This is a genomic window from Streptomyces sp. NPDC051776, from assembly GCF_040681345.1.
Taxonomy (GTDB): domain Bacteria; phylum Actinomycetota; class Actinomycetes; order Streptomycetales; family Streptomycetaceae; genus Streptomyces.
This window is the reverse complement of sequence record NZ_JBFAYQ010000120.1, coordinates 1-4,258: the sequence shown is the minus strand read 5'-3', so window position 1 is coordinate 4,258 and position 4,258 is coordinate 1. Positions and strand designations below refer to the sequence as shown.

2 protein-coding genes are annotated in these 4,258 nt (G+C 71.7%); both read left to right on the top strand.

Annotation, left to right across the window (positions count from 1 at the left end; all coding sequences use genetic code 11):
- Window positions 1–2,358: SDR family NAD(P)-dependent oxidoreductase (locus AB0M26_RS31355; protein WP_365266322.1), on the top strand; the 2,358-nt coding region annotated here is incomplete at its 5' end.
- 80 nt (window positions 2,359–2,438) lie between these two features.
- Window positions 2,439–4,258 (top strand): type I polyketide synthase (locus AB0M26_RS31350; RefSeq protein WP_365266319.1); only part of this gene is annotated, 1,820 nt, incomplete at its 3' end.

Sequence of the window (4,258 nt, the reverse complement as noted above, 5' to 3'; positions counted from 1 at the left end):
GCCTTCCAGCACCGCCGCTACTGGCTGGAGAAGACCGCTCCCGCCCGTGCTTCCATCGATTCCGGCCGGGATGTGGACGCTCGTTTCTGGGAGGCCGTCGAACGCGAGGATCTGGAGGCTCTCGCCCATGCGCTCGACCTCGCGCCGGAACATCGCGAGTCGTTGGGCACGGCTGAGCCGATGCTGCCCGTGCTTGCCGAGTGGCGTCGGCGCAAGCGCGAAAGCGCTCTGCTGGACTCCTGGCGCTACACCGTGACATGGCAGCCCGGCGATGCGTCAGCCGGAACGACCCCGTTGTCCTCGCACTGGTTGGTGGTCCTGCCCGGTTGCGATGGTGGCGCCGGGGGCAGCACGGCCCACGAGCTCGTCGCGCAACTGCGCGACCAGGAGGCGGTCGAAGGAGTCGTCACGGTCGCCTTCGATGTGACACGGGAGGACCGGGCCGCTCTCGCGGACCGCCTGCGGGAGGCCCTCGAGCGGAACCCGCACACGGGTGCCGTACTCAACCTGCTTCCGCTCGCCCCGGGGGACCCCCGCCCAGTCGCCGAGCCGCAGTCCTGCGCCGTACCCGGAGCCGTCACCGCAACGCTGCTCCTCATGCAGGCCCTGACGGACGCGGAATCGGAGGCACCGCTGTGGACCGTCACCCAGGGAGCGGTCTCTGTGCCCGGTCCTGACACGACGCCCGCCGCCGGACCCGTTCCGGAACACGCCGCCGTCTGGGGCCTCGGCCGGGTCTACGGGCTGGACCACCCCGAGCGTTGGGGGGGTCTCATCGACCTCCCTGTGCCCCCCGATCACGCCGAGCCCGTCGATTCCCCTGCGCTCGCCCCCGCCGGACAGCGCGACGCCCGCATCTGGAGCCGCTTCTTCGCGGCCCTGGCGGGCGACGAGGCCGAGGACCAGTTCGCCGTACGCTCGGACGGCCTCTACGTACGCCGCATGGTACGGAAGCCGGTCGACGCCGAAGCGAGTGAGCCCCGCGCGGTCGGCTTCTCGGGTACGACGCTCATCACCGGTGGCACGGGAGCGCTCGGCGCCCACCTCGCCCGGCGGCTGGCCGCGACCGGTGCCGAACATCTGCTGCTGGTCAGCCGCCGTGGACCGGGGGCGCCCGGTGCGGCCGACCTGGAGGCGGAGCTGACCGCGCTCGGCGCCCGCGTCACCATCGCCTCATGCGACATCACGGACTGGGAAGCGCTGGCCAAGCTGCTCGCGAAGGTCCCGGCGAGCGCCCCGGTCAACGCCGTGGTGCACGCGGCGGGCGTCGAGCCGCCGGCCGTCGCGCTCCAGGACATGGATCCCGGCGCTCTGCAGGAGGTGGCGGACGCGAAGATCGCGGGAGCCCTCCATCTCGACGCGCTGCTCGCGGACCGTCCGCTGGAGGCGTTCGTGCTGTTCTCATCGGGCGCGGGTGTGTGGGGGGACGGTGGCCACTTCGGGTACGCGGCAGCCAACGCCTATCTCGACGCATTCGCGGAGTGGCGCCGGAGCCGGGGCCGCGTGGCCACCTCCATCGCCTGGGGCGCCTGGGCCGGCGGTGGCATGGTCCACGAGGCCGAGGGCGACCGGCTGCGCGGCTACGGTGTGACCGCCATGGACCCCGAGGTGGCCGTGGGCGCCGTACCGCAGGCCCTTGCGTACGACGTACCATTCCTGGTCGTCGCCGACATGAACTGGGACCGGTTCGCGGCGACCTACTCGGCCGCCCGCCGCCGTCGACTCTTCGACGAGATCCCGGAGGTCCGGCACAGCCAGTCCGAGGCGGCACGTGGCGGCGCGGGCGTGGACGCCGCCGATGCCGGGGCGGCAACCGGCGGGTCTCAGCCGTTCGGCCGCCGACTGGCAGGGGTGAGCAGGGCCGAGCAGCAGCGGACTGTGCTCCATCTCGTCCGTACGCAGGTTGCGGCGGTCCTCCGTCATGACGGAATAGGTGCGATCGGCCCCGCCCACGCCTTCCGCGACCTCGGCTTCGACTCCGTGACCGCGGTGGAGCTGCGCAACCGCCTCAAGGCGGCGACCGGGCTCAGCCTTCCGGCCACCGTGGTGTTCGACCATCCCACGCCGGCCGCCCTCGGCGAGCGGCTGCTGACCGCCCTGGCCCCGGACACGGAACCGGCGGATGCCCAGGATCTTGCGCCGCTGGATGAGCTGGAGGCGGCCGTCGCCGCGCTCGACCCCGCCGATGATGCCTCCCGCGCCCGGATCACCACCCGGCTGCAGGCACTGCTGTGGCGGCTGTCAGACAGTCCGGTGGAGAAACCGGGGGACGGCGGCGACTCTGACGACGAAGTGCTCGAAGCCGTCTCCGACGACGAGATGTTCGACCTGATCGACAAGGAGCTCGGCCTCAACTAGGCCGTCCGATTTGCCGGTTGCCAACCGCAGTAGGAATGACTCAGAGCCTCCGGGCCTGCTCCTAGGGACTGATGACGTTCATGGCTAACGAGGACAAGCTCCGCGACTACCTCAAGCGGGTCACCACCGATCTGCGGCAGGCCCGCCGACGCCTCCAGGAGGTCGAGGCCCGCCATCAGGAGCCCATCGCCATCGTCTCGATGAGCTGTCGCTTTCCCGGGAACGCCCACACTCCCGAGGACTTCTGGGATCTGCTCGTGGCGGGCGCCGACACCGTCTCCGAACTGCCCGCGGACCGCGGCTGGGACCTGGAGGGCCTGTACCACCCGGACCCCGAGCACCAGGGCACGACCTATACGCGCTCCGGTTCGTTCCTGTATGACGCGGGCGACTTCGACCCCGGCTTCTTCGGCATCTCGCCGCGCGAGGCGACCGTGATGGACCCGCAGCAGCGGCTGCTGCTGGAGACCTCCTGGGAGGTGCTGGAGCGGGCGGGCATCGACCCGGGCTCCCTGCGCGGCGAGAGCGCGGGCGTCTTCGTCGGCAGCAGCGACCAGGGCTACGGAGCTTCGGCCGCCCAAGCCCGGGACCGCGTCGAGGGCCACATGCTGACCGGCGGCTCGGGCGCGGTGCTGTCCGGCCGTATCGCCTACACCCTCGGCTTCGAGGGACCCGCCGTCACGGTCGACACCATGTGCTCCTCGTCCCTGGTCGCGCTGCACCTGGCCGTGCAGGCCCTGCGCCAGGACGAGTGTCGCCTCGCCATCGCCTCCGGCGCCACCGTCATGGCCGGCCCCCGCAACTTCGTGGAGTTCAGCCGGCAGCGGGGGCTTGCGCCGGATGGGCGGTGCAAGCCGTTCGCGGCGGGTGCGGACGGTACGGGCTGGGGCGAGGGTGTGGGGGTGCTGCTGCTGGAGCGGTTGTCGGATGCCCGGCGCAACGGCCATCCGGTGCTGGCGGTGGTGCGGGGTTCGGCCGTCAACCAGGACGGTGCGAGCAATGGTCTCACCGCGCCCAACGGTCCTTCGCAGGAGCGTGTGATCCGGGCGGCGCTCGCCAACGCGCGGCTCACCCCGGACCTCGTCGACGCGGTCGAGGCGCACGGCACCGGCACGACACTGGGCGACCCGATCGAGGCGCAGGCCGTCATCGCCACCTACGGCCAGGAGCGCGAGCAGCCGCTGCGTATGGGCGCGCTGAAGTCCAACATCGGCCATCTCCAGGCGAGTTCGGGCATTGCAGGCGTCATCAAAATGGTGCTCGCGATGCGGCACGGCGTTCTCCCGCGGACGCTGCACCTGGACGAGCCGACACCGCACGTCGACTGGTCCTCCGGCACGGTCGAACTCCTTGCGGAGAACCAGGAATGGCCCGAGACCGGCCGCCCGCGCCGCGTGGGGGTCTCCTCCTTCGGCGGCAGCGGCACCAACGCCCACGTGGTGCTGGAGCAGGCGCCGGAGCCCGATCCCGGCGCGGAGGAACCGCGTCCCACCGATGACGCCGCGAGCCCGGTGTTTGCGGCTGGTGGTGTGGTGCCGTGGGTGGTGTCGGGTCGTGGTGCTGAGGGGTTGGCGGGTCAGGCGGGGCGGTTGGCGTCGTTCGTGGGGTCGGCCGGTGAGGGTGTGCGGCCGGTGGACATCGCCTGGTCGTTGGCGGCGACACGGGCCGCCTTGGAGCACCGGGCCGTAGTGATCGGCGCGGAGACCTCCGAACTGACGGGTGCCCTGGACGGGTTGGCGTCCGGTGGTGGCGTCGCTCCGGGCGCCGTGTCCGGGAGCTTTGATGCGGCCCCTGATGGTGCGGTGTTCGTTTTTCCGGGTCAGGGTGCGCAGTGGGTTGGGATGGGGCGGGAGTTGTGGGGGGTCTGTCCGGTTTTTGCGGAGTCGATGGAGGCGTGTGA